Below are 20,086 nucleotides of genomic sequence, written 5' to 3'. Positions count from 1 at the left end.
TTGTTCGATGTCCCCAACGCTGCATCGAACATTAAGACGATCGTGACCTTCATCACAGGCTGTTCACAGAATGAGATGCGTTCTGAGACAGATTGATTCGGACGTCGTACGACAGCCCAGCCCTCACGGCCCGGTTCACGAGGCCCGACCGCTCAGGCTGTGAGTGGGACGCTTTCAGCGGGGTGACGCCGACGGCGTCACCGTCACGCGGAGACTTTTCATCAGCGGCTGGTCGCTCTGCTCACTGAAATCTGCGGCACCGATCAGTACGTTCAGTTCCGGCATGTAGCCCGCGGCCGCACCGCGCGGAACGTTGTACTCCAGCGCCCGGAAACCACTCACCGAGCGTTGCGAGCCGTCCTTGGAGGTGGCGACGATGTCCACCAGATCGCCCTCGGCCAGTCCCCGGTCCCGCATGTCCTTCGCGTTCATCAGGATCAGTTCGCGGATGTTCTTCACGCCGCGGTAGCGGTCGTCGTTGGAATAGATCGTGGTGTTCCACTGGTCGTGCGACCGCATGGTCTGCAGCACCAGGACGTCGTCGCCGTCCGGAATCACATCCGGCAGCCCGGCGAGCGAGAACTCGGCTTTGCCCGACGGGGTGCGGAAGTCGCGCTCGCGCGCAGGCTGCGGGATGCGGAAGCCGTACGGCCGGCGCACCAGCTCGTTGAAGCCCTCGAAGCCGGGGAGCACTCGGGCCATCACGTCGCGGATCCGGTCGTAGTGGTCGACGTAGCCCTCCCAGTCGGTCGGGCTGTCGGGCATCGTGGCGCGGGCGATTCCGGCGATGATCGCCGGTTCGCTGAGCAGGTGCGGCGACGCCGGTCGACGTTGCCCCACCGACAGCTGTACCGAGCTCATCGCATCCTCGGTTGAGATCCCCTGTACCCCGCCGCCCTGCTCGTCCAGCTCAGTGCGCCCCAGACACGGCAGGATGAGCGCCTGGTCGCCGTGGACCAGGTGGCTGCGGTTGAGCTTGGTGCTCACGTGCACCGTGAGATTGCAGCGGGACAGTCCCTCGGCGGTGGTCACCGTGTCGGGGGCGGCGCGCACGAAGTTGCCGCCCATACCGACGAAGACCTTCACGGTGCCGGCGTGCATGCCGGCGACGGTGTGCACGGTATCCAGGCCGCGGGCGCGCGGCGACTCGATCCCGCACACCTCGTCCAGCCGCGCCAGGAAGGCCTCCCCTGGCTTGTGGTCGATCCCGCACGTCCGGTTGCCCTGGACGTTGCTGTGTCCGCGCACCGGCGACGGCCCCGCGCCGAGGCGGCCGATGTTGCCGCGCAGCAGAAGCAGATTCACGATCTCGCGGATCGCGTCGACGCCGTGCTCGTGCTGGCTGACGCCCAGGCACCAGCTGATCACGGTGCGTTCGGAGGCCAGGTAGGTTCCGGCGGCCCGGCGGATGTCGGACTCGCTCAGGCCCGACTGCTCCACCAGCTCATCCCAGCCGGTGGACTGCACCAGCGCCCGGTAGTCGTCCAGTCCGTCGGTGTGCTCGGCGAGGAACTCGTGGTCGATCGCGGTCGGGTCGGTCTCGGCCGCCTCGAACACCACCTTGGCCATCCCGCGGATCAGCGCCATGTCGCCGCCGGGGCGCACCTGCAGGTTGTCGGTACTGGTCTCGGTGGTCTTGAACCGCGCCATGTCGACGATCTCGTGCGGCACGATGGTGCGCGTCGCGCCGGCCTCGACGAGCGGATTGACGTGCACCACCTGGGCGCCGCGGTCGACGGCCGCCGCGAGCGAGGTCAGCATCCGGGGCGCGTTGGAGGCCGCGTTCACCCCGAGGATGAACAGCGCGTCGCAGGCGTCCCAATCCTCCAGGTCGGCGGTGCCCTTGCCTGTCGCCAGCGACGCGGTCAGCGCCCGCCCGGAGGCCTCGTGGCACATGTTGGAACAGTCCGGCAGGTTGTTGGTGCCGTACTCGCGGGCCATCAGCTGGTACAGGAACGAGGCCTCGTTGCTCAACCTCCCGGAGGTGTAGAAAGCGGCCTCGTCGGGGTTGTCGAGGGCGCGCAACTCGACCCCGATGAGCGCGAAGGCGTCGTGCCAGCTGATCGGGACGTAGCGGTCGGTCGCGGCGCGGTAGACCATGGGCTCGGTGAGCCGGCCCTGGTCCTCCAGGTCGAAGTCGGTCCACTCGGCCAGTTCGGTGACCGAGTGGGCGGCGAAGAACTCGCGGTCGACGCGCTTGCGGGTCATCTCCCAGGTGACGTGCTTGATTCCGTTCTCGCAGATGTCGAGCGTCACCCCGGGATCGTCCGGCCAGGCGCAGCCCGGGCAGTCGTAGCCGCGGACCGGATGGTTCATGGTGAACATCGACTCAGTGCCCACGATCGGCAGTCGCTGGCGCGCCAGCACCTTGCCCACCGACATGGCCGCACCCCAGCCGGCGGCAGGATGCCGGTACGGACTGCTCGACCAGCTCTTCTCGGTGGCGGGACCGTAGCCCCCCTGCCGCGCGCCGTCCGGCATCAGGCCGGTCTGCGGCTCGCCGGCCTCGGAGGGTCGCCGATGCTCACTCATCGTCATGAGGTCGTTCCCGTTCGTCGAAAGGGGCTGTCTCCCATTGCGACCCTACGCTCGAACGCTCCGACGATCCGCTCCTTCACCCTGCTACCGGTCAGTCACCCGTGAACTCGCCGGGCCGCTTCTCCAGGAATGCCGAGACGGCCTCGTGGTGGTCGCGTGTGTGGTGGGCGATGCCCTGCATCGCGGCCGACAGTTCGAGCAGCTGATCCAGGCTCTGCCGCGTCGATTCGCGCAACAGCTTCTTGGTCATCCGCACCGCCACCGGCGGATTAACCGCGATCCGCGCAGCCAGCGCGCGGGCGGCGTCCAGGAGCTCCCCGGGCTCGGTGACCCGCGAGACGAGGCCCCAGTCCAGGGCGGTCGCCGCGTCGACACGATCACCGGTCAGCGCCATCTCCGCCGCGCGGGCCGGGCCCACCAGTCGCGGCAGGAACCAGGCGCCGCCGTCACCGGGGATCAACCCGAGTTTGACGAAGCTCTCGGCGAAGAAGGCCTGCGACGAGGCGATCCGCAGGTCACACATCATCGCCAGATCGCAGCCGGCGCCCACCGCGGGGCCGTTCACCGCGGCGATCACCGGGACTTCGAGGGTGTCCATCGCGCGCGGGATCCGTTGGATCCCCTCCCGGTAGCCGATGCGCTGCGTGTGCGACGGTCCGCCGAACAGCCCGGCGCGGGCCGCCATGTCCTTCACGTTGCCGCCGGCGGAGAAGGCGCTGCCAGCGCCGGTGAGGATCACCACGCGCACCTGCTGGTCGCGGTTGACTTCGGCGACGGCCCCGACGATCGCGTCGATCACCGCGTCGTCGGAGATGGCGTTGCGGGTCTCGGGTTGGTTGATCGTCCAGGTGACGATGTCACCGTCTCGCTCGATCAGCAGTGGGTCACCGCTCATCAGATCAGCTCCAGAATGGTGGCGTTGGCCATGCCGCCGGCCTCGCACATCGTCTGCAATCCGTAGCGGATCCCGTTGTCGCGCATGTGATGCACCATCCTCGTCATCAGCACCGAGCCCGATCCGCCGAGCGGATGACCGACGGCGATCGCGCCGCCGAGCGGGTTGAGCACCTCGTCGGCGGCGCCGGTCTCGGCCTGCCACGCCAGCGGTACCGGCGCGAAGGCCTCGTTCACCTCGAAGACGCCGATGTCGCCGATCGACAGACCCGACCGGGCCAGCGCCTTGTGCGTCGCCGCGATCGGGGCGGTCAGCATGATCACCGGGTCGTCGCCGGCCAGCACGGCGGTGTGCACGCGGGCGATCGGCTTCCAGCCGCGCTCGGCGGCGTAGTCGCTGGAGGTCACCAGCAACGCGGCGGCGCCGTCGGAGATCTGCGAGGAGTTGCCCGCGGTGATCACCCCGTCCTCGTCGAAAGCGGTCCGCAGACCGGCCAGCTTCTCCGCCGTCGTCCCGCGGCGCAGGCCCTCGTCGTGGTCCAGGCCGGCGAGCGGGGCCAGCTGCGCATCGAAGGCACCGGCGTCGGCGGCCGCGGCGGTCCGCTCGTGCGACCGCGCCGAGTACTCATCCACCTGGGCGCGAGAGAGCCCCCACTTGCGCGCCACCATCTCGGCGCCGATGCCCTGATTGAAGCCGTCCACGCCGTAGCGGTCGAGTACCGACGGCGGATAGGGCTTCCCGTCGCCGCGAGCCGATCCCATCGGCACCCGCGACATCGACTCCACACCGCCGGCGACGGCGAGGTCGTACTGGCCGGAGATCACTCCCGCGGCCGCGAAATGCACCGCCTGCTGGGCCGATCCGCACCGGCGGTCCACCACGGTGGAGGGCACCGATTCGGGCCATCCGGCCGCCAGCACGCCGACGCGGCCGATGCTGCCGGCCTGGTCGCCGACCTGGCTCACACAGCCCCAGACCACGTCGTCGACGTCGGCCGGATCGACACCGGCGCGCTGCACGACCTCGTTGAGCACGTGGGCGGTCAGGTCGCCCGGGTGCACACCCGACAGGGATCCGTTGCGCTTGCCGATCGGCGAACGCACTGCCTCGATGATGACTGCGTCTCTCATGGGCGCCATTGTGGCAGCAGTCATAGACCCGACCTGCGCCCGCCCTGTCCGCACACCGTGGCCGCCGCCGGTGTGCGGACGGCTTGATCCCCCGGTAACGGAGCGTCGGCGGATGCGTAACACCGCCGCACCAGGCTCGGCCCATGACCCAATCCACCGTCGAGACCGTGTGCGGCTACTGCGGTGTCGGCTGCGGCCTGACGCTGCAGGTGGCCGACGGCGCGGTGTCGAAGGTCTCGGGCACCGCCGCGCACCCCGCCAACCGGGGACGCCTGTGCACCAAGGGCAACACCACCGCCGACCTGCTGCGCGCACCCGGGCGGCTGACCACGGCGCTGCGCCGCACCGAGCGCGGGAGCGCACTCGCCCCGGTCGACGTCGACGACGAGATCAACCGGATCGCCGGCCGCTTCACCGAACTGCGCGACGAGCACGGCCCCGACGCGGTGGCGCTGTACGTGTCCGGCCAGATGTCCATCGAAGCGCAGTACCTGGCGAACAAGCTGGCCAAGGGCTACCTGCGCACACCGCTGATCGAATCGAACTCGCGGCTGTGCATGGCCAGCGCGGGCACCGGCTACAAGCAGTCCCTCGGCGCCGACGGGCCGCCGGGCAGCTACGACGACCTCGACCACGCCGACGCCTTCCTGGTGATCGGCGCCAACATGGCCGACTGCCACCCGATCCTCTTCCTGCGCATGATGGACCGGGTCAAGGCCGGGGCCCGCCTGATCGTGGTGGACCCGCGCCGCACCGCGACCGCCGCCAAGGCCGACCTGCACCTGCCGGTGCGCCCGGGCACCGATCTGGCGCTGCTCAACGGTCTGTTGCGGCTGCTGGTGGACGACGGCGCGATCGACCAGGACTTCATCGACGAGCACACCGACGGCTGGCCGGAACTGGCCGCACTGCTCGAGGACTACCCGGCCGGCCGGGTCGCCGAGATCTGCGGCCTGTCCGAGGACGATCTGCGCACCGCGGCCCGCTGGCTCGGCGAGGCCGGGAACTGGATGAGCCTGTGGACGATGGGCCTCAACCAGTCGATCCACGGCACCTGGCACACCAACGCCCTCTGCAACCTGCATCTGGCGACCGGCACCATCTGCCGGACCGGCAGCGGCCCCTTCTCCCTCACCGGGCAGCCGAATGCGATGGGCGGCCGCGAGATGGGCTACATGGGGCCGGGGCTGCCCGGTCAGCGCACCGCCCTGCACCCCGGCGACCGCGCCGAGACCGAAACCCTCTGGGGTCTGCCGTCGGGCACCATCCCGGACACCGCCGGCGGCGGCACCATCGATCTGTTCGAGCAGCTCGCCGAGGGCACCATCAAAGCGGTGTGGATCATCTGCACCAACCCGGTGGTCTCAGTGGCCAACCGGGACACCGTGATCCGGGCGCTGGAGAAGGCCGAGTTCGTCGTCGTGCAGGACGTCTACACGGACGTGGAGACTTCCGCCTACGCCGACTCGGTGCTGCCGGCCACGCTGTGGACGGAGAGCGCCGGGGTGATGGTGAACTCCGAACGCTCCCTCACCTACACCGCGCCCGCTGTCCCGGCGCCCGGCCAGGCCCGCCCGGACTGGCAGCTGATCTCCGGGGTGGCCCGCGCCATGGGCTTCACCGACGGCTTCGATCACGCCGACGCCGCCGCCGTCTTCGACGAGATCACCGCCTTCCACAATCCGCGGACCGGCTGGGATCTGCGCGGGGTGGATCACGACCGGCTGCGGTCCGGCCCGGTCCAGTGGCCGGCCCCGCCCGGCAGCGGGGCCCGCAACCCCATCCGGTACCGCAACGACGGCGTCAGCCAGAAGCTGCTCCGCCACCCGGACGGCACCGTCCCGCGCCTGGCCTTCGCCACCCCGAACGGCAGGGCGCGCTTTCTGGCCCGCCCCTACCTGCCGCACGCCGAGCAGCCCGACCACGACCACCCGCTCCTGCTGACCACCGGCCGGCTCCCCCACCAATGGCACACCCGCACCAAGACCGGACGGGTCCCCCGCTTGGAGAAGCTCAACCCGTCCCCCTTCGTGGAACTGCACCCCGACGACGCGCGGGCCGCCGGAATCGACGACGGCGCACCGGTCGACGTGGTCTCCCGCCGCGGCGCGGTCCGGGTGCCCGCGCGCCTGACCGACGACATCACCCCCGGCCTGTGCTTCGTGCCGATGCACTGGGGCGGCGACCTGCAGGCGGTCAACGCCATGACGGTCGACGCCGTGGACCCGGATTCGCTGCAGCCCGAGTTCAAAGTCTGCGCGGTTTCGATCGCCCCCGCACCGGTCGAGGCCGAGCCGGCCGCCCCCGAGTCCGCCGCCCCGCCCGTCGGCGACGTGCTCGCCGGCGATGCGCTGGCCGGGGCCCTCGGCATCGGCCCGGCACCCATGGCGACCAGCGGCGAACAAGCCTTCCTCACCGGCCTGGTGCACGGGATCCGGGCCAATCCCCCGGTGGATGCGCTCCCGACCATTCCCGCCTCGGCCCCCCTGCGCGACGAGGTGCGCGACTGGGCGCAGGGCGTCCTCGCCGGATACTTCTCCCGCACCGAGTTCGCCGTCGACGCCGGGCCGCCGACCCGCCGGGTCCTGGTGGTCTGGGCCTCCCAGACCGGTACCACCGAGGAGTACGCCGCCGAATGCGCCGACGCCCTGCGCGCGGACGGCCTCGAGGTGACCCTCACCGAAGCCACGCACGTCGGCATCGACGACCTGCGCGGCGACGTCCTGTTCCTGGTCGCCACCACCGGCGACGGCGACGCCCCCGACGGCGCCCTGGCGCTGTGGGATGCGCTCGGCGTGGCCATCGCCTCGCAAGTGGCCGATCTGCGGTACTCGGTCCTCGGTTTCGGGGACTCCTCGTACGCCGACTTCTGCGGCTTCGCCCGCAAGCTCGACGCGCGGCTGGAGTTCCTGGGCGCGACGCGGATGTGCCCACGCGCCTCGTGCGAACCGGACTACGAGGAGCAGGCGGCGCGCTGGCTCGCCGCGGTCCGCAGCGCACTGGATCCCGACAACGCAGAGAACGCCGAGACCACGACGGCCGCCGCACCGGCCGTGGCCGAGGCCACCGCCCCCGGCTACTCGCGCAAGAATCCGCTCCGGACCCGCTTGCTCGCGAACGATCTGCTGACCGCCCCCGGTTCGGCGAAGCAGGTGCGCCGCTTCGCCTTCGACCTTCCCGCGGGCAGCTTGGAGTACGCGCCGGGCGATGCCCTGGGCATCTGGCCCCGCAACAGCACCCCGACGGTGGCGCAGTGGCTCGCGGCCACCGGCCTGGACGGGGGCGAATGCGTCGAGGTCGGTGGGCGGTCGATGCCGTTGGCCGAAGCCCTCACATGTCATCTCGACATCACCCGGATCACCGGCGATCTGGTGCGCTTCGTCAACGAACACCACCACGACGACGACCTGACCGCCCTGATCGCCGACCCGACCGCATTGGCGGACTGGTCGTGGGGGCGGCAGGCCTTCGACCTGTTGCACAGCCACCCGGTGACCGCCGGCGCCGCCGACTGGCTGGCGGTGCTCCGCCCGATCCAGCCGCGCCTGTACTCGATCTCGTCCAGCCCCCTCGCCCACGCCGGGCGGGTCGAGATCACCGTCTCCGTCGTCGACTTCGACGGACCGCACGGACACCGCAGTGGCGTCTGCTCCACCTTCCTCAGCGCCGCCGACGACGACCCCGAGGTGCCGATCTTCATCCAGTCCAACAAGTACTTCGCCCCGCCGGAGGATCCCGCCGCACCGGCGGTGATGATCGGCCCCGGTACCGGCGTGGCGCCGTTCCGCGGATTCCTGCACCACCGCGCCGCGACCGGCGCCTCCGGCGACAACTGGCTGCTCTTCGGCGAGCAGCATCGGGCGACAGACTTCTACTACCGCGACGAGCTCGAGCAGTTCCGGGCCGACGGGATGCTCACCCGCCTCGACACCGCTTTCTCCCGCGACCAGGACCAGAAGATCTACGTCCAGGACCTGCTGCTGGCTCAGGCGGAGGAGCTGTGGTCGTGGCTGCAACGCGGCGCCCACGTGTACGTGTGCGGCGACGCCAGCCGCATGGCCCGCGACGTGGACGACACCCTGCGCCGAATCATCGCCGAGCAGGGCCGGCTCAGCCCGTCCGCCGCCGACGCCTACGTCACCGCCCTGGCCGCCGAACGCCGCTACGTCCGCGACGTCTACTGAGCCGTCCCCCTTGCTCCCGCTGCCCGAGCCGCCCCCATACCCACCGCCGCCTGAGCCGACCCCATCCCCACCGCCGCCTGAGCCGTCCCCATGCTCCCGCTGTGCCCGAGCCGACCCCATCCCCACCGCCGCCTGAGCCGTCCCGAACGAAGTGAGCGGACGTGTCGAAGGCACCAACCCGACGACAACCACCACCACCACGCTGCCCGAGCCTCCACTTCGGCCACGGATCCACCGTGGCGTCGTATGGTCGGGCGGTGACCGTGCCGCAACCGCGCTTCGACGCCATCATCCTGGCCGGTGGCCGCGCCCGCCGTCTGGCCGGCGCCGACAAGCCCGCCGAACGAGTGGGCGGACGCCGGCTGATCGACATCGCCCTCGACGCCGTGGCCGCCGCCGGCCGAACCGTGGTGGTGGGCCCCGACCGCGGGCTGCCGTCCCCGGTGCTGTCCGCACGGGAGGAGCCGCCGCACGCGGGCCCGGTCGCCGCGATCGCCGCCGGGCTGGCCGCGCTCGGCCGTGACGACGGCACCGACGTCCCCGTGGTGGTGCTGGCCAGCGATCTCCCCGACCTCACCGCGGCCCAGGTCGAGCGGCTGTGTCGCGAACTGCGCGAGACCGGGGCGCCCGCCGTGTTCGCGGCCGACGGCGACGGGCGGGCGCAGTACCTCCTCGGGGCGTGGTCTGCGTCCGCACTGGCAGCCGCCACGGCCGCCGCCCCTGACGCTTCGGTCCGCAGTCTGCTTCCGGCGGACGCGCGCTTCCTCGCCCTGCCCGGTACCGCCGACGTGGACACCCCCGACGACCTCGACCACGCCCGCCGCCGCGCCGCCGGCCCGCCCGCGGTCCGCGGCCTGCTGCGCTCGGTCCTACGACCGCTGAGTCCGGTGGTGCTGCCCGTCGACGCCGCCGCCGGCGCGGTACTCGCTGAGCCGCTGACCGCCGCGGCCGCCTTTCCGCCGTTCGACGCCTCGGCGATGGACGGCTACGCCGTCGCCGGACCGGGCCCGTGGACGCTGCTCGACGCACCCCGCGCCGCCGGGCACACCGATTCCCGCGCGCTGGACCCGGGCCAAGCCGCCCCCATCGCCACCGGCGCCGCCCTGCCCGCCGGCGCGCAGCGGGTGATCCGGCACGAGGAGACCGAACTGCACGGTGACCGGCTCACCGAGACCTCGAGCGGCCGCGACGACACCCGGCGCAGCGGCAGCGCCTGGCCGGCCGGCGCCGTCCTGGCCCCGGCCGGGCTGGGCGTCGACGCCGCGGTCCGCTCGGCGGCCCGGGCCGCCCGCGTGGCCGAGATCACCGCCCGGGGCCCCGTCCGCGCGCGGCTGCACACCTCCGGTGACGAGATCGCCGCCGATACTCCCGCCGACGCGCCGCTGCCCTACGGCACCGTTCCCGACACCGCGTCGGGGCCGGTCGCCGACCTGCTGCGCCGCGCCGGTGCGGAGGTGACCGGCGGCGGCCATCTGTCCGATCGGCCGGAGGTCTTCCGGGCCGCGCTCACGACACCGGACGCCGACCTGATCGTGGTGATCGGTGCCACCGGCCACGGGGTCGCCGATCACCTGCGCACCGCGCTGACCGCCGAGGGCGCGCAGATTCTGGTCGACGGCATCGCCCTGCGCCCGGGCGGATCGGTGATTGTCGCCCGAATGCCCAGCGGCGCAGTGCTTCTCGGACTCGGCGGGAATCCACTGGCGGCGGTCGCCGGGACCGCACTCCTGGCGCCGGCGATCCTCGACGGACTCCTGGACCGTGCTCCCCGGGCGCCGGAGTTCCTCGACGTCATCGACGCGGAGGAAGTTCGCCTGGCCGCACGGTGGCGGGTGCTGCCGGTGGAGCCGGACGGCGCCGGCCGCTGGACGGTCACCGCCGGGCGGGGCACCGGACATCTGCTTTCGGCGATCGGGCATCGCGGGCTGGCGCTGCTGCCGCCCGCCGAGGTGACTGCCGCCGTCGAGCGCCTGATCTGAGCGCACACCGCCCTCACAGCCCACCGGATCCGGCTGTGCGATCGATGTGACCGCCCGGCCACATCGCGGGCAATCTCCGCGCAACACCGCCTTCCTACCGTGAGGACATCACGCACCAGGAAGGACGTCACCCATGAGCAGAACCGTCGTCGTCATCGGCCACGGCATGGTCGGCCACCGCTTCGTCGAAGCCTTGCGCACCCGGGACCAGGAGGGTCGCTGGCAGATCGTGGTGCTGGGCGAAGAAGCCGACGCCGCCTACGACCGCGTGGGCCTGTCCAGTTACGTCGGGGCGTGGGACCGCAGCAGCCTCGCCCTGCCCGGCAACAGCTTCCCCGACGACCCGGCGGTGACGCTGCGCACCGGCACCGGCGTGGACGAGCTCGACCTGTCCGGACGCCGGGTGCGCACCGCGGGCGGCGAATGGATCGGCTACGACGCCCTGGTCCTGGCCACCGGCTCCTCCGCCTTCGTGCCGCCGGTGCCCGGCCGGGACACCCCGGGCTGCCACGTCTACCGCACCCTGGACGATCTCGACGCGATCCGCGCCGACGCGGAGGCCGCACTGGCCCGCGACCCGAAGGCCGTCGGCGTGGTGGTCGGCGGCGGCCTGCTGGGCCTGGAGGCGGCGAATGCGCTGCAGCAGTTGGGGCTCCGCCCGCACGTGGTCGAGGTGAATCCGAGGCTGATGCCGCACCAGGTGGACTCCGGCGGCGGCGAGCACCTGGCCCGGATGATCCGCGAGCGCGGCATCGACATCAGCCTGTCCTCGGGCACCGACAACATCGAGCCCGGCGAGGACGGCGGCGTCCGGGTCACGCTGGCCGGCGGCGACGTCGTGGACGCCGGGCTGCTGGTCTTCGCCGCCGGCGTGCGGCCGCGCGACGAGCTCGGCCGCGAGGCCGGTCTGGCGCTGGCCGATCGCGGCGGCGTGCTGACCGACCTGCGTTGCGCCACCAGCGATCCCGCCGTGTACGCGATCGGTGAGGTCGCCGCGGTCGAGGGCCGCTGCTACGGCCTGGTGGGCCCCGGCTACGCCACCGCCGAGGTGGTCGCCGACCAACTCGTCGACGGCGACGCCACCTTCCCCGGCGCCGACCTGTCGACCAAGCTGAAGCTCCTCGGCGTGGAGGTGGCCAGTTTCGGCGACGCCCACGGCACCACGCCGGGCTCGCTGCCGGTGGTGGTGAGCGACCCGATCGGCGGCACCTACGCCAAGCTGGTGCTCTCCGACGACGCCTCCACCCTGCTGGGCGGTGTGCTGGTCGGCGATGCGTCGTCGTACGGGATGCTGCGGCCGCTGGTCGGCTCCACGCTGCCCGGGGACCCGGTCGGCCTGATCTCGCCGGCCGCCGAAGGCGGCGGCAGCGCGCTCGGTGTGGGCGCCCTCCCCGACGACGCCCAGATCTGCTCGTGCAACGACGTCACCAAGGCGACGCTGTGCTCGGCGATCGCCGACGGCTCGTGCACCGTGGCCGAGTTGAAGGGCTGCACCGGGGCGGGCACGTCCTGCGGCTCGTGCGTACCGCTGCTTTCCCAGCTCCTCGACGCCGAGGGCGTGGAGGTGTCCAAGTCGCTGTGCGAGCACTTCGCCCAGTCCCGCGCCGAACTCTTCGAACTGGTGCAGGCCAGCGGCATCCGCACCTTCTCCGGACTCATCGCCCGGTTCGGCACCGGCACCGGATGCGACCTCTGCAAGCCGACGGTGGCCTCCATCCTGGCCTCCACCAGCTCCGAGCACATCCTGGGCGGCGAACAGGCCACCCTGCAGGACACCAACGACGCCTTCCTGGCCAACATCCAGCGCAACGGCACCTACTCGGTGGTCCCCCGCGTGCCCGGCGGCGACATCACCCCCGACCACCTCATCCTGATCGGCGAGATCGCCCGCGACTTCGGGCTGTACACCAAGATCACCGGCGGCCAGCGCATCGACATGTTCGGTGCGACCGTCGAGCAGTTGCCGCAGATCTGGCGTCGGCTGGTCGACGGCGGCATGGAATCCGGGCAAGCCTACGGAAAGTCGCTGCGCACCGTGAAGAGCTGCGTCGGCTCGGACTGGTGCCGCTACGGCCAGCAGGATTCGGTGCAGCTCGCGATCGACCTGGAGTTGCGCTACCGCGGGCTGCGGTCGCCGCACAAGCTCAAGATGGGCGTCTCCGGCTGTGCCCGCGAGTGCGCCGAGGCGCGCGGCAAGGACGTCGGGGTGATCGCCACCGAGAAGGGCTGGAACCTGTACGTCTGCGGCAACGGCGGCATGACCCCGCGCCACGCCCAACTGCTGGCCGGCGACCTGGACACGCAGACGCTGGTCCGATACATCGACCGCTTCCTGATGTACTACATCCGCACCGCCGACCGGCTGCAGCGCACCGCACCGTGGCTCGAGGAACTCGACGGCGGCCTGGACCGCCTGCGCGAGGTGATCGTCGACGACGCCCTCGGCCTGGCCGAGGACTTCGAGTCCGCCATGGCCCGGCACGTGGACGGCTACTCGTGCGAGTGGAAGGGCGTCCTGGACGACCCGGAGAAGCTCTCCCGCTTCGTCTCCTTCGTCAACGCCCCCGAGTCGCCCGACCCGACCGTCGCCTTCGGCGAGAACAACGGCCGCAAGGTCCCGGTCCTGCTGGGCCAGCCCACCGTCCCCGCCGCCGCGCGCACCGTCTGAGGAGCCCTGCCATGTCTCTCGCTTTCGATCTCCACCGCTGGACCCGCGACTGGACCCCGGCCTGCCACGTCGACCGGCTGGAACGCCTGCGCGGCGTCGCGGTGCTGTTGCCCGACGGCGCTCAGGTGGCGCTGTTCCGGCTCGCCGACGACCGGCTCAAGGCCATCGGCAACATCGACCCGATCGGCCGCGCCGCGGTGCTCTCGCGCGGCATCGTCGGCGACCGCGCCGGTTTCCCGGTGGTGCAGTCACCGCTGAAGAAGCAGGCGTTCAGCCTGATCGACGGCCGCTGCCTGGACGCCGAGGGCGTCTCGGTCCCGGTGTACGGCACCCGGATCGGCCTGGACGGCACGGTCTTCGTGGCCAACTCCCCGCAGGTCCGGTTCGGTTACCTGCCCGCTCCCGCCGACCCGGCCGACCCGGTCCGATGAACACGCTGCTGGTGGCGCACGGCACGCGCAATCCGCGCGGGGTCGCGATGATCGGCGATCTGGCCCGCGCGATGTCGCAGCGGATGTCCGCGCCGGTGCGGGTGGCCTTCGTCGACGTCCTGGGCCCCAGCCCGGAGGAGGCGCTGGCCGCCCTGCCCGACGGGCCGGTGCGCGTGGTGCCGGCCTTCCTGGCCCGCGGTCACCACGTCTGCCACGATCTCCCCGAACGGCTGGCGGTGGCCGACCGCCCAGGGCTGTCGGTGAGTACCCCCCTGGGGCCGTCCCCGGTGCTGGCGCAGGTGCTCGACGACCGGCTGTCGCAAGCCGGTGCCCGCTCCGCCGATGCGCTGGTGCTCGCCGCCGCCGGTTCGGCCGACCCGCGAGCGCTGATCGACCTGGAGCAGGTGGCTGCGCAGTTGGCGCAGCGCCGCGGCGGGCCGGTGCACCTGGCCTTCGCCGCGCCGCCCAAGGGCGCGATCACCCGGCCGTCGGTGGCCGACGCCGTCGCGCAGGCGCGGCGCAGCGGGGCCCGCCGTGTGGCGGTGGCCTCGTATCTATTGGCGGACGGCCTCTTTCAGCAGCGGCTGGAGCAGTCCGGCGCCGACGCCGTGGGGCGGCCGCTGGGCCTGCATCCCGCGGTGGTCGGACTGGCGTGCGCCCGCGCACAGTCCGTGCACGCGGGCGCGCCGCTTCAGACCGCCAGCCGGTAACCGCGTTTCACCACAGTCCCGATCAGCTCGCGCACCCCCAGCGCGCTGCGCAACCGGCCGATCGCGACCTCCACGGCGTGCGCGTCGTCGCCGCCGGCGGGCAGCAGAGTGAGCAACTCCTCGCGCGAACGCACCTGCCCGGGCCGCGCGGCGAGCGCTTTCAGCAGCGCCAGCCCGGTCGCGGAGACTTCCCGCTCGACGCCGTCGACCACGGCCGCGGCCGCCCGCACCCCGAGCCGATGCCCGGCGACCTCCAGCTCCGGCCGCCGCTGCGGAAGGTCGTCGGCCACCAGCCGGGCCAGCGCCCCCAGTCGCATCCGGTCGGGCGCCACGGAGGCCACCCCGATCGCCTCCAGCGGACCCGCGGTGACCGGCCCCACGCAGTAGACCACCGCGCGGTCGAGGAGCGCCTGCCGCAGCGACGCGCTCAGCCCCAGCTCGTCGGCCCGGTTGAGTATCGAGGCCACGGCGGGCGCCGACGTGAAGGTGACCGCGTCGACTCCCCCGGTGGCGATGTCGACGATCAGTCCGTCCAGGGCCTCCAGGTCGTCCGGACTCTTCCAGCGATAGACCGGGACGCCCACGACGTCTGCGCCGAGACCGGTCAGGCCGGACAGGAAGCCGGGATTGGGGTCCCACTCGTCGGTGGCGCCGTGCAACTGCACGGCCACGCGGCGGCCCGCCAGATCGTCACCGGCGGTGAGCCATTCGAGGACTTCGACCGACGACTCCGACGCCGGCGACCACTCTTCGCGCAGGCCGGCCGCGCGCAGCGCACCGGTGGGCTTGGGGCCGCGGGAGATCACCCGCGCACCGCCGAGCGCGCTCAGCAGATCCTCGGCCAGCCCCCAACCGTCGGCGGCCTCGATCCATCCCCGGAACCCGATTCCGGTGGTGGCGATGAGCACCTCCGGCGGCTGGGCGATCAGTTCTTCGGTGACCCGGCGCAGGGTGACGTCGTCGTGCAACGGGACCATGGCGATGGCCGCTGCGCTGCGCACACGCGCGCCCCGCCGCGCCAGGAGTGTGGTGAACTCCTCGGCGCGGCGGGCGGCGGTGACGGCCACGGTGAACCCGGTCAGTTCACCCTCGGCGGCCGGGGCACCGTTGCGGTTCGTCATGAACCAAGTGTCGCAGACTCCGCGACGGACTCGCCCGACGCGGCGCGGCTGCGCGGCACGGCGAGGTAGACGCGCCAGGTGATCACCGCGGCCACCGCGTAGAAGGCCCCGAAGATGACGAACGCCCAGGTCGCTGCCCCGGTGCTCGCATAGGACTGGCGCAGCACCAGGTTGATGCCGACGCCGCCGAGACCGCCGACGGCACCCGCGATACCGATCACCGCGCCGGACATGGACCGCGAGTACGCCGCGCGGCCGGCCTCGTCGAGTGGCAGCGAACGCGCGGCCGCGTCGAACACCGACGGAATGATCTTGTACACCGAGCCGTTGCCCATCCCGGACAGGACGAACAGCAGCACGAAACCGATGGCGCAGGCGGCGATCGAGGTGCCGCCGGCGATGAGGACCGCCGCGCCGCCGATCATGCCGACGAAGACCACGAGCGTGACGGCGCTGCCACCGAAGCGGTCGGCGAGTTTGCCGCCGTAGACGCGGCTGATCGAGCCGAGCAGCGGACCGATGAAGGCGATCTGCGCCGCATGCAGGGAGGCCTCACCCACCGACTGCCCCTGTTCCCGGAAGCTCAGGGCGAGCATCTGCCCGAAGGCGAAGGAGAAGCCGATGAACGAGCCGAAGGTGCCGATGTACAGCAGGGAGATGGTCCAGGTGTGCCGGTTGCCGAGCGCGGCGCGCATGGCGGCCATGTCCACGCCCGGGCCCTGGAGGTTGTCCATGAACATCGCGGCACCGATGCCGGCGGCGACGAGGGCGACCAGGTAGAAGGCGCACACCCAGTAGGGCTGGCGGTCACCGGCCCAGGCGATCACCAGCAGGCCCAGCAGCTGCACGGCAGGCACGCCGAGGTTGCCGCCGCCGGCGTTGAGACCCAGCGCCCAGCCCTTGAGTCGCTGCGGGTAGAAGGCGTTGATGTTGGTCATCGAGGAGGCGAAGTTGCCACCGCCCAGACCGGTCAGCGCCGCGCAGACGAGATACATCCACAGCGGCTGCCCCGGGTTGGCCAGCAACGCGATGGTCGCGACCACCGGGATCAACAGCACCACCGCGGAGAAGACGGTCCAGTTGCGACCGCCGAAGCGGGTGGTGGCCATGGTGTACGGGAAACGCAGCAGGGAGCCGGTCAGCGTCGCGACGGCGCCGATCAGGAACTTGTCACCCAGCGAGATCCCGTAGACCTCGGTGGGCATGAACAGCACCATCACCGACCACAGCGACCACACGGAGAAGCCGACGTGCTCGGCGGCAACCGACCAGATCAAGTTGCGGCGGGCCACCCGGGCGCCGCCGTTCTCCCAGGCCTCTACGTCCTCGGGGTCCCAGTCGGTGATCGTGTGAGATCGCTTGCTCTGCACGGATTCCTCCTCGCGTTCCTGCGCCGACGAGTGCCGACCAGGCGAACGTACGGACCGAATGTTTCCCCATCCTTGCCGCTCGGGTCTCCACTGGGTAATCAGGTTCTCTCGCGCGCTCGGGTGCGGCTGTGAGACCCCGACTCGCTCCAGCGCGGACTCAGGACAGGGCCGGCAGCCAGCGGCCGCGCATGCCGATCAGGATCAGCACGCTGAGGATGACCAGGCCGATGGCCATGGCGATCGCGGACTGGTCGTCACGCTGCAGCGACAGGTAGATCGCCAGCGGCATGGTCTGCGTGACGCCTTGGACGTTGCCGGCGAAGGTGACGGTGGCGCCGAACTCGCCAAGTGCGCGGGCGAAGCACATGATGGCGCCGGCGCCGATTCCGGCGCGGATCTCGGGAACGGTGACCAGCCGGAAGGTGGTGAATCGGCCGGCGCCGAGCGTGTAGGCGGCTTCTTCGGCGTCGATGTTGCGGGCGCGCAGGGCCGCCTCCACACTCACGACGAGGAACGGCATGGCGACCACCAGCTGGGCGATCACCACCGCGGAGAAGGTGTAGGTGGGGGTCCAGTCGAACCAGGCGTCCAGGTACTGGCCCACCAGCCCGCGGCGGCCCAGGAGGGTCAGCAGCGCGGTGCCGATCACCACCGGCGGCATCACCATGGGCACCACCACCAGCAGCCGCACCAGGCGGGTGGGGCGGATGGCGCCCGAGGCGAGCACCGCCGCCAGCGGAACGCCGAGGACGATCGCGCACAGGGTCGCCAGCGTCGCCGCCCCCAGCGACAGACCCAGGGCCTGCATCGCCGGCTTGGCGGTGAGCAGCTCCCAGATCCGGCTCCAGGGCGCCGCCCAGGCCAATGCGATCAGCGGGGCGATCAGCACCGCCAGGCCCAGCACCCCGACGCCGGAGACGGCGACCGGGAGCCGGGTGGCCGGCCGGGAGTCGGTCACGGAGTGCCGAAGCCGGCGTCCTGCAGAATCTGCTTGCCTTCCTGCGAGGTGAGCAGGTTCACGAAGTCCTTGCCGTCGTCGGTGAGGGCGGCGGCCGGGTACTCGTTGACCGGGGCGTTCGGGATCTCGATGATGTCCACCTGGTCGCCGGCCGAGGCGGCATCGGTCTGGTAGACCAGCGCGGCGTCGGCTTCACCACTGGTCACCGACCCGAGCGCGGCCCGCACGTCCACGGCGCGGCTGATCGGCTGCGGGGTGCCGCCGGTGGCGTCGATCGCCTTCTCCGCCGCGCGGCCGCAGGGGACCTCACTGGCGCAGATCACCGAGCGGTTGCCGGCGGTGGTGAAGAAGTCCAGTCCGGTCACGCCGGCGGGGTTGCCCTTCGGCACCGCGATCACGAGCTTGTTGGTGGCCACCACCACCGGATCGGCGGCCAGTCCGTCGGCGACCGCCTGGTCCATCGTCGCGGTGTCCGCGGTGATCAGCACATCGGCCTTGGCCCCGGACTTGAGCCGCTGCACCAGTGCCGAGGAGGCGGCGGCGTCCACCTCCACGCTCGCGCCGTCGTGCTGCTGGCCGTAGGCGTCGGACAGCGGATCCATCACGTCCACCAGGGAGGCCGCGGCCATCACCCGGATACTCTGGCCGTCGTCACTGCCGCACGCGGTCATCGAAACGCTCAGTCCCACGATCGCGGCGATCACGAGGACCGGTCCGAACAGTCTGCGCCGCTTCATCTTCCACTCCTGACTCGAAGGTGTACCCGTCAAAGATGACGCATGGGCGGGTCAACCGCCAGCGAACGGCGGCAGCAGATCCACTTCGGCGCCGATCACCTCGGCGTCCTCGCGGAGCAACCGGTCGCCGCTGAGCACCGAGCTGTGGTCGGCCAGTTCGGCGACCCGGGCACCGTGCCGACCGGCCACGGCCGCGCGCAGGGCGCCGACGGTCGGCTCGGCGACCTCGAACTCTTCGGTCCGGCATCCGGCCCGGTCGACCAACGCGGCGAAATACGTGACGGTGATGGTCTCAGCCACCGATTGCTCCCATCGAACGGCGGGGGTGGGTCAGAACGTCGGCCGGCAGATGCCCGGGCGACTTGCGCCAGGTCACCTCGCGCCAGGCCGCCGCCAGGGCCGCGTCGTCGCCACCGGAGCGGAGGATGGCCCGCAGGTCGATCTCGTCGTCGGAGAACAGACACGGGCGCACACGCCCCTCGGCCGTGATCCGTGTGCGATCGCACGCCCCGCAGAACGACCGCGTCATGGACGCGATCACCCCGACGGTGCCGGGACCGCCGTCGACGCGCCATCGTTCGGCGGGCGCCCCGCTGTCCTCGCGGGCCAGGGGCGTCAGGTCGAAGTGTCCGCCGAGGACGTCGAGGACCTCCGCGGCCGTCACGTAGCCGTCGCGCGTCCAGGTCTCGTCCGCGTCCAGGGGCATGGATTCGATGAACCGCAACGACAGTCCGCGGTCAAGGCACCAGCGCAGCAATTGCGGTGCGCGCGAGAGGTTCTCCCGCAGCGCCACCGCATTGACCTTGACCGGGGCCAGCCCGGCGGCGACGGCGGCGTCGATCCCGGCGATCACGTCGGGCAGCCGGTCGCGGCGGGTGATGGAGGCGAACAGGTCACGGTCGACGGTGTCGAGCGAGATGTTGATCCGGCTCAGGCCGGCGGCGGCGAGGCCGTCCGCCCGGCGGGCCAGGCCCAGCGCATTGGTGGTCAGGGCGATCGGCAGCTCCGGGTGGCGGGCGCGGACCTGCGCGATGATGTCTTCCAGGTCCCGGCGGATCAGCGGTTCACCCCCGGTCAGCCGCACCTCGTCGATGCCGAGATCGTCGACGGCGACGTCGACCAGCCGCACCACCTCGCCGGCCGACAGCAACTCCTCGCGCGGCATGATCGGCAGACCTTCGGCGGGCATGCAGTAGCGGCAGCGCAGATTGCACGCCTGGGTCAGGGAGATCCGCAGGTCGCGGGCACGCCTGCCCAGGCCGTCCACGAGAACCGCCTGCGTCTGCGTCTGCACCCCCATCACCTCTCCGACGTTAGCAGCGATTCGCTCCGTTCAATCGGTCGTCGACCTTTCGGCGCCCGCCG

Annotated in this window: 14 protein-coding genes; 5 read left to right on the top strand and 9 right to left on the bottom strand. The window is 71.7% G+C overall.

Features of this window, described 5'->3' with window-relative positions:
- Positions 1 to 174: 174 nt before the first annotated feature.
- The 3 genes from ABD732_RS09125 to ABD732_RS09115 all read right to left on the bottom strand — a co-directional run bounded on the left by ABD732_RS09125 (position 175) and on the right by ABD732_RS09115 (position 4,563).
- Positions 175 to 2,538, bottom strand: coding sequence for an FdhF/YdeP family oxidoreductase (locus ABD732_RS09125; protein ID WP_344782859.1), 2,364 nt, complete (start codon positions 2,536 to 2,538; stop codon positions 175 to 177).
- Positions 2,539 to 2,629: 91 nt separating this feature from the next.
- On the bottom strand, positions 2,630 to 3,433 hold the full coding sequence (locus ABD732_RS09120) for a crotonase/enoyl-CoA hydratase family protein (protein ID WP_344782857.1): 804 nt from the start codon (positions 3,431 to 3,433) through the stop codon (positions 2,630 to 2,632).
- Positions 3,433 to 4,563, bottom strand: a complete 1,131-nt coding sequence (locus ABD732_RS09115) for a thiolase family protein (protein WP_344782855.1) — start codon at positions 4,561 to 4,563, stop codon at positions 3,433 to 3,435. Before ABD732_RS09115 ends, ABD732_RS09120 begins: the two co-directional genes overlap by 1 nt.
- A gap of 143 nt (positions 4,564 to 4,706) precedes the next feature.
- On the opposite strand from ABD732_RS09115, the gene ABD732_RS09110 reads away from it, so the two are divergent.
- The 5 genes from ABD732_RS09110 to ABD732_RS09090 all read left to right on the top strand — a co-directional run bounded on the left by ABD732_RS09110 (position 4,707) and on the right by ABD732_RS09090 (position 14,535).
- Complete coding sequence (locus ABD732_RS09110; protein WP_344782853.1) at positions 4,707 to 8,747, top strand: bifunctional nitrate reductase/sulfite reductase flavoprotein subunit alpha; 4,041 nt, start codon at positions 4,707 to 4,709, stop codon at positions 8,745 to 8,747.
- 257 nt (positions 8,748 to 9,004) lie between these two features.
- Positions 9,005 to 10,726: an NTP transferase domain-containing protein gene (locus ABD732_RS09105; protein WP_344782851.1), complete on the top strand. Its 1,722-nt coding sequence runs from the start codon at positions 9,005 to 9,007 to the stop codon at positions 10,724 to 10,726.
- A 133-nt stretch (positions 10,727 to 10,859) separates the two neighbouring features.
- Positions 10,860 to 13,394, top strand: a complete 2,535-nt coding sequence (gene nirB / locus ABD732_RS09100) for a nitrite reductase large subunit NirB (RefSeq protein WP_344782849.1) — start codon at positions 10,860 to 10,862, stop codon at positions 13,392 to 13,394.
- Positions 13,395 to 13,405: 11 nt separating this feature from the next.
- Positions 13,406 to 13,825: a nitrite reductase small subunit NirD gene (gene nirD / locus ABD732_RS09095; RefSeq protein WP_344782846.1), complete on the top strand. Its 420-nt coding sequence runs from the start codon at positions 13,406 to 13,408 to the stop codon at positions 13,823 to 13,825.
- Positions 13,822 to 14,535 carry a sirohydrochlorin chelatase gene (locus ABD732_RS09090; RefSeq protein ID WP_344782844.1) on the top strand — a complete coding sequence of 238 codons (714 nt, stop codon included), beginning with the start codon at positions 13,822 to 13,824 and terminating at the stop codon, positions 14,533 to 14,535. Before nirD ends, ABD732_RS09090 begins: the two co-directional genes overlap by 4 nt.
- Here the strand turns inward: ABD732_RS09090 and ABD732_RS09085 are convergent.
- The 6 genes from ABD732_RS09085 to moaA all read right to left on the bottom strand — a co-directional run bounded on the left by ABD732_RS09085 (position 14,517) and on the right by moaA (position 20,021).
- A complete protein-coding gene (locus tag ABD732_RS09085; RefSeq protein WP_344782842.1) occupies positions 14,517 to 15,656 on the bottom strand; it encodes a uroporphyrinogen-III synthase in 1,140 nt (379 codons plus the stop codon). The genes ABD732_RS09090 and ABD732_RS09085 overlap by 19 nt on opposite strands.
- Positions 15,653 to 17,026: an MFS transporter gene (locus ABD732_RS09080; protein WP_344782840.1), complete on the bottom strand. Its 1,374-nt coding sequence runs from the start codon at positions 17,024 to 17,026 to the stop codon at positions 15,653 to 15,655. Before ABD732_RS09080 ends, ABD732_RS09085 begins: the two co-directional genes overlap by 4 nt.
- A gap of 157 nt (positions 17,027 to 17,183) precedes the next feature.
- Positions 17,184 to 17,984 (bottom strand): molybdate ABC transporter permease subunit, encoded by an 801-nt coding sequence (modB, locus tag ABD732_RS09075; RefSeq protein ID WP_344782838.1) that lies wholly within the window; start codon positions 17,982 to 17,984, stop codon positions 17,184 to 17,186.
- A complete protein-coding gene (gene modA, locus ABD732_RS09070) occupies positions 17,981 to 18,721 on the bottom strand; it encodes a molybdate ABC transporter substrate-binding protein (RefSeq protein WP_344782835.1) in 741 nt (246 codons plus the stop codon). Before modA ends, modB begins: the two co-directional genes overlap by 4 nt.
- Before the next feature lie 51 nt (positions 18,722 to 18,772).
- Entirely contained in the window at positions 18,773 to 19,021 is a 249-nt protein-coding gene (locus ABD732_RS09065; RefSeq protein WP_344782833.1) for a MoaD/ThiS family protein, read from the bottom strand.
- The gene (gene moaA, locus ABD732_RS09060) at positions 19,014 to 20,021 is read right to left on the bottom strand and encodes a GTP 3',8-cyclase MoaA (RefSeq protein WP_344782831.1); all 1,008 of its coding nucleotides are present in this window, start codon (positions 20,019 to 20,021) and stop codon (positions 19,014 to 19,016) included. The genes ABD732_RS09065 and moaA overlap by 8 nt, the downstream gene beginning before the upstream one ends.
- Between the last annotated feature and the right edge of the window lie 65 nt (positions 20,022 to 20,086).

Source organism: Gordonia caeni (assembly GCF_039537105.1).
Lineage (GTDB): Bacteria > Actinomycetota > Actinomycetes > Mycobacteriales > Mycobacteriaceae > Gordonia > Gordonia caeni.
The sequence above is the reverse complement of the archived record's forward strand: the minus strand, read 5'-3'. Positions and strand labels throughout refer to the sequence as shown.